Below are 6,211 nucleotides of genomic sequence, written 5' to 3' on the forward strand. Positions count from 1 at the left end.
TAAAATGAAATAAAATGAAGAAATTATTAATGTTACTTCTTGGTATTTTCGTATTATTGCCAATGAAAGCCCAATTTAATTTTGGAAGAAATAGTTCTGCTATGCAATCGTCATATGCAACTATGACTTTCACGAATCAATCTAGTTATACTATGACTTTGAAGATTCTTGGAATTTATGGAGGATTATATTCCGTGGTATATCTACCAGCACATTCTAGCAGGGTCGAAACTTTTGCTAAGAGTGCTAATTATAAATTGAAGATTAAAGCTGTAAATGGAAGAAGTGTATCATATCATAATGCAGGAACGTTTTCGGTTACATGTACAAGTACAAGACGCTCTGAAGGAAGAATGAGCTTTCAGATGTCTTCATATGGTAGTGGATTAGGACCAAGCATTTCTGCAAAAGAGTTTGAAAGTAACAGATAAAATATAAAAAAATGGAAAAGAAACATCATTACACAGGCTTAACCGATGCCCAAGTGCTCGAAAGCCGACAAAGGTACGGCGTCAATGTTTTGACACCTCCAGAGAAGGAAACGATTTGGGATACACTCAAAGAAGCATGTACACACTGGATATCCATATCCATGTTTTCTTTAGTGGCACTTTCCGTTGTTGTTGCAGGTATTTTGGTTGGTGGCATGGGACCAATCATTTGGAGTATGCCAGCTATTATAGCTCTTGCTACGGTTTTAATCCTTATTGTGGGATTCTTTGGAGGCTTTGGTGACCCTCTCTTTAAAATTCTCATAATGGCATTTGTCCTTTCTATGGGCATATCTATCTATGAGTATTGTTGGGTAGGTACAGGCTTTAAAACTTTTTTTGAACCAATAGGTATTATAGTAGCATTGATATTAGCTACAAGTATAGCCTTTGTTTTGGAGCGAAGAAACGAGAAAACATTTCAAAGCCTTAATGTTGCTAATGATGATACGCTGGTTAAGGTCATTCGTAACAATAATGTATGTCAGGTGCCACGCAAGGACATTGTGGTTGGTGATATTGTTTTGTTGGAGACAGGTGAGGAAATTCCTGCAGATTGTGAACTTTTGCAAAGTTTGAATCTCAATGTGAATGAGTCTTCTCTTACAGGAGAATTGCAATGTGCTAAGACAACAGATAAGGCTTGTTTTGATAAGGAGGCCACATATCCTTCTAATCAGATAATGAAGGGTACAATCATTCTCGAAGGATATTGTGTTGCTAAAGTCACTAAAGTTGGAGATGCAACGGAAAGTGGTAAAGTCTTTGAGGCTGCCCAGGTGGAAGAAGGTGGTAAAACTCCATTGAGTGAAGAACTTGACAAATTGGCTGATTTGATAACAAAAACAAGCTATGTATTTGCTGTATTAATAATTATTGGTCGTATTGGTATATATTTCTATATGGGTAATGCAGACTTCTCTACTGGTGAAGGATGGATAAACTTTGTGACATATGTATTGAATACTATTATGATTGCTGTGACTCTCATTGTTGTTGCAGTGCCAGAAGGTTTACCGATGTCTGTAACATTGAGTCTTGCTTTCTCTATGCGTAAGCTGATGAAAGAGAATACATTACCTCGTACTATGCATTCTTGTGAGACGATGGGTGCTACGTCTGTAATTTGTACAGATAAAACTGGTACACTTACGCAGAATAGAATGCAGGTTGCCGATACCCATTTGGAAGATATTTCTAATAATCTCTTGGCAGAAATGATAGCCATTAACACTACGGCAAATTTGGATTTTACAGATCTTAAAAATATTAAGGCTGTAGGTAATCCTACGGAGTGTGCGTTACTTTTGTGGCTTAATAGTAAGGGCTTTGACTATATAGCTCTGCGCGAAAAAATAGAGGTAATAGATCGCTTGCCTTTCTCTACGGAAAATAAATACATGGTTACTGTTGCTAAGTCTGTAGAACTGAATAAGAAGGTCGCTTATGTGAAAGGTGCTCCTGAGATTCTTCTTGGTCTTTCCAACGTATCAGCTGAACAGAACCAAGCATATAGCAAGCAACTTTTGGACTACCAGAATAAGGCTATGCGTACACTTGGTTTGGCATACATAGTTTTGGATGAAAATCAAGAAGTATTTAAGGATGGTAAACTCAATATGGAAGGGTTTACATTTGCTGGTATTTTTGCAATTTCTGATCCAGTACGTAAGGAAGTTCCTGCTGCTATTAAGGAATGTTTGGATGCTGGTATTCAAGTGAAGATAGTTACAGGCGATACTTCTGGAACAGCAAAGGAAATTGGTCGTCAGATTGGTCTTTGGAATGATACTGATGGTGAGAAGAATATTCTTACAGGTGTTGAATTCGCAGCTATGTCTGATGAGCAATTGGTTGACCGTGTAGAAGATGTGAAGATTCTCTCTCGTGCGCGTCCTAACGATAAAGAACGATTGGTAAAGTTGCTTAAGCAGAAAGGAATGGTAGTTGCTGCCACGGGTGATGGTACTAACGATGCTCCGGCGCTTAATGCTGCTGATGTCGGTCTGTCAATGGGAGATGGTACTGCTGTTGCAAAAGAGGCCAGTGATATGACAATACAAGACAACTCTTTTTCAACTATTGCGAATGCTGTTATGTGGGGACGTTCCTTTATAAGAATATCCAGCGCTTCCTGCTTTTCCAGCTTACTGTCAATGTAACGGCTTGTTTGTTGGTTCTTTGTGGCGCCTTTATGGGTACGGAGTCTCCTCTTACAGTAACGCAGATGTTGTGGATAAACCTTATTATGGATACCTTTGCTGCAATTGCTCTCGCCTCATTGCCGCCTTCACGTAGGGTGATGGAAGATAAGCCACGTGACCGAAGGGCTTCTATTCTCACTCCTACCATGCGTAAGGATATAATTGGGGTCGGATTATTCTTTTTCTTCTTACTTGTGGCAATGCTCTACATCTTTGAGCATGGTGACTATACGTCGATGAGAGAACTCTTCTTGAATTTCCAGTTAGGTGAACGAGATGGATTGAGTACATACGAGTTAACGCTTCTCTTTACGACGTTTGTGATGACGCATTTCTTCTATCTCTTCAATGCTCGCGCATTTGAAACTGGTAAGAGTGCACTTCATTTTAAGGGCTGTCAGGGATTACTTGTCATAGTAGTTGTTATCTTTGTAGGACAAGTACTTATGGTTGAAATACCAATGCTGCAAGACTTCTTTAATGTTTGCGGATTGAAGTTGGAAGATTGGATAATAATTATCCTTGGATCGTCACTTGTGCTTTGGATACGTGAAATCTGGCATTTGTTGACAAAGAAATAATGTAATAAATGGAACTGCACAATATTTTTTGTGTAGTTCCATGAATTTGAAAATCATGAGAAAGGCTGATGTATTAATACCTAATATGGCATTAGTAAAAAGATAGAATGGAGAAAAATTATGAATAGACAACAACAAAGAAAACAACTAGAGGAAGCTTTAGAAGTAATGAATCTAGATAACTATTTAGCTTTTGCTCTATATTTGCGCAAGATATTCATTATCCAGATCTTAAAAAACTGATAATGGATTATTTTGAAAGTTTGAAAAATTATAAAGAGTATGCCACATTCGTTTGGGATATGGTAGAATTAAGTAATCAATTAAAAAATGAGATACATTAAGTTATCTACACATTTTTAAGACAAACTCCTAAGCAAGAGTATAAACTGCTTACTTTTAGTTTAACACATTAACAAATAACAAAAAAGAAAAAGATTATTTTCGTTTCAAACGGCAAGTCAGTTATCCTTGTAAAAGATACAGAGAGTGAGGTATTATATGGTAATGTATCTAAGAAGAATATGTTACGTATAGTTCTTGCTGAATTTATTAGCTATTTGAAATAAAGTAAAATAATAAACATGGCAAAACGAAAAACAAATACAGGAATTCCAGGACTTTCGTTTTCTTGGAAACGAGCTTTGGGTATCACGCAGGCTAAACAGAAGTTTGCTCGTGAAACGGGGATTCCAACCTCTAAGGCTGGATTGGAAAGAAAAATAGGAAAGATGGTTCTGAAGGCATTGTTTGGAAAATAATATGAGTAATAACAATAATAAACAGTTAGGTGAAGCTCCTTGGCTCCATGTAATTATTTCCACAGGATTAGGCATAGGTTTTGTACCTAAAGCACCTGGTACAGCAGGTGCTTTCCTGGCTTTGCTCATTTGGATAGGTCTTTATTATGTCCTTTCTCCGATAGGGTTGATGGTGGCTACAATTTTATTGGTTGTTAGTTCTTTGTTGAGTCTCAATATCCCTTGCAACAATAGGTTTTGTGTTGTTTAGAGTGATAGATATAACTAAGCCGCTTGGTTGCAGATGGATAGACCGGAATATTCATGGTGGCTGGGGCTGTATGCTTGATGATGCTTTGGCTGGATTCTATGCATTTATTGTAACATTAATAATTAGATATTTCCATCTAGTAGAATATATTCATGGGACATATAACTTGTAAAACTGTACCTACAACTGGTATCATTGGAGCAATCGCTGGTGATTGCTTCGGGGCTGCGTATGAATTTCATCCAGTAAAGCATGGGGACTTCGATATATACAAAGAACCTCGTTTTACGGATGATACGGTTATGACCTTGGCTGTTGCAAAATGGCTGACGATTGATTCTGAACATACTCATGAGAAGCTCGTGGAGTGTATGAAAGAATTGGGACGGAAGTATATGTTTGTTGGCTATGGGAAGAAGTTCTTGCGGTGGATTATTAGTAGAAAAACGGAACCGTATAACAGCTATGGCAATGGTTCTGCCATGCGAGTAAGTCCATGTGGCTTTTATGCCAAGACATTGGATGAGGCTTTACAGCTTGCTAAGATTTCTGCAGAGGTGACTCATAACCATCCTGAAGGGATAAAGGGGGCGCAGGCTATAGCTGCTTGTATCTTCCTGGCTCGTCAAGGAAAAGACAAGAAGCAAATATGCGATTACGTTGAGGCTCATTTTGAAGGGTACAATCTTCACCGTACTCTTGCAGAAATACGTCCCGATTATGGATTTAGGGTTAGTTGTCAGTCGAGTGTTCCTGAATCTATCATCTCATATCTAGAAGCTGATAGTTATACTTCGGCTATCCGTAATGCCATCTCTCTTGGCGGTGATGCAGATACTATGGCGTGTATGGCTGGAGGAATAGCTGTTGCTACAAGAGGGATGGAAATGCCAAAAGAACTGGCTTATTGTGTATATAATAATGTGCTTGATGATAATCTTCGTCAGATTCTTAATGAGTTTAATTTGTATCTGAAGGAGCATGAAAGGGAATAAGTGTTGTCGTTAAAAAAGTGGAGCTGTGTAATCGGTACAGCACTATTACCAGATATGGATGACTTTAAGATTGGTTGGTTGTATGAATAGAAAAAATATGGAAAATGAAACTTTAAAAGAAAGATTCCTCGGTACCATCTTTGGGCAAGCTGTAGGAGATGCCTTGGGACTGAGCACGGAGTTTATGTCCAAGCAAGAGGTGGATCGTTTTTATCCAAATGGGATAGAGGACTATTCGCAAATCGTGCAGGATGATCATCGTCGTCGTTGGCAAAGAGGCGACTGGACAGATGATACCGACATGATGCTATGCATCTTAGATTCTTTTGTGGCTTGTCAAAAGGTAGATATTCTTGATATTGCCAGAAAGTTTAAGGAATGGATGATGAACGGAGGCATGGGAATTGGTCGGCATACATGCTCTTGTCTTTGAAGACAGGATATTGGATTATGAAGAGGTGATTGGCATTGCCAAACAATATGATGAACGAATTGTTCCATTTGTTGACTTGGCATATCATGAAGGTCTGGATTCTTTGTGCCTGGATGATGAAAAGAGTATGGGATATACACTCAGAACTTTAGGGGCAGCCCTATGGGCTTATTGGCATGCAACCTCGTATAAAGAGGGTATCCTGAAGATTGTTTTATCAGGAGGAGATGCGGATACCAATGCTGCAGTGACGATAGCGCTGTATCGGTACCACGCGTAGCGTTGTAATCGGTACCATGCTATCACTGCAATCGGTACCGCTTGTATCGCTGCAAACGGTACCAAGATTTCAGTTCTGCTTTTCATTTGCAAAGGTAATCTATTTTTTAGGGTGTCCAGTTCTCTGTTCTTGAAAACAAGCTGGAAACATCCCTGTTAATTGTTAATATTACGCTCTGATATTTAACGTTTCATGTAACGAAATAGTTCTTTGAAA

General features: G+C 38.6%; 9 protein-coding genes. All 9 read left to right on the top strand.

Going from position 1 to position 6,211, the window contains the following annotated elements:
* Positions 1-14: 14 nt before the first annotated feature.
* A complete protein-coding gene (locus DW830_RS11350; protein WP_119249985.1) occupies positions 15-431 on the top strand; it encodes a hypothetical protein in 417 nt (138 codons plus the stop codon).
* Positions 432-442: 11 nt separating this feature from the next.
* The gene (locus DW830_RS11355; RefSeq protein WP_410524524.1) at positions 443-2,653 is read left to right on the top strand and encodes an HAD-IC family P-type ATPase; all 2,211 of its coding nucleotides are present in this window, start codon (positions 443-445) and stop codon (positions 2,651-2,653) included.
* An 86-nt stretch (positions 2,654-2,739) separates the two neighbouring features.
* Positions 2,740-3,276 carry a cation transporting ATPase C-terminal domain-containing protein gene (locus DW830_RS17380; protein ID WP_410524525.1) on the top strand — a complete coding sequence of 179 codons (537 nt, stop codon included), beginning with the start codon at positions 2,740-2,742 and terminating at the stop codon, positions 3,274-3,276.
* 584 nt (positions 3,277-3,860) lie between these two features.
* Positions 3,861-4,037 (top strand): hypothetical protein, encoded by a 177-nt coding sequence (locus DW830_RS16135; RefSeq protein WP_199656131.1) that lies wholly within the window; start codon positions 3,861-3,863, stop codon positions 4,035-4,037.
* Position 4,038: 1 nt separating this feature from the next.
* The gene (locus DW830_RS16620; RefSeq protein ID WP_233544498.1) at positions 4,039-4,287 is read left to right on the top strand and encodes a hypothetical protein; all 249 of its coding nucleotides are present in this window, start codon (positions 4,039-4,041) and stop codon (positions 4,285-4,287) included.
* A gap of 1 nt (position 4,288) precedes the next feature.
* Positions 4,289-4,459, top strand: coding sequence for a phosphatidylglycerophosphatase A (locus DW830_RS16625; RefSeq protein WP_233544499.1), 171 nt, complete (start codon positions 4,289-4,291; stop codon positions 4,457-4,459).
* Complete coding sequence (locus tag DW830_RS11365; RefSeq protein WP_119249986.1) at positions 4,440-5,282, top strand: ADP-ribosylglycohydrolase family protein; 843 nt, start codon at positions 4,440-4,442, stop codon at positions 5,280-5,282. Before DW830_RS16625 ends, DW830_RS11365 begins: the two co-directional genes overlap by 20 nt.
* 97 nt (positions 5,283-5,379) lie before the next feature.
* Positions 5,380-5,715, top strand: coding sequence for an ADP-ribosylglycohydrolase family protein (locus DW830_RS11370; RefSeq protein WP_158573490.1), 336 nt, complete (start codon positions 5,380-5,382; stop codon positions 5,713-5,715).
* Positions 5,716-5,725: 10 nt separating this feature from the next.
* Positions 5,726-5,995 (top strand): ADP-ribosylglycohydrolase family protein, encoded by a 270-nt coding sequence (locus DW830_RS11375; RefSeq protein ID WP_158573491.1) that lies wholly within the window; start codon positions 5,726-5,728, stop codon positions 5,993-5,995.
* Positions 5,996-6,211: the final 216 nt, after the last annotated feature.

The organism is Prevotella sp. AM34-19LB, from assembly GCF_003468525.1.
GTDB lineage: Bacteria > Bacteroidota > Bacteroidia > Bacteroidales > Bacteroidaceae > Prevotella.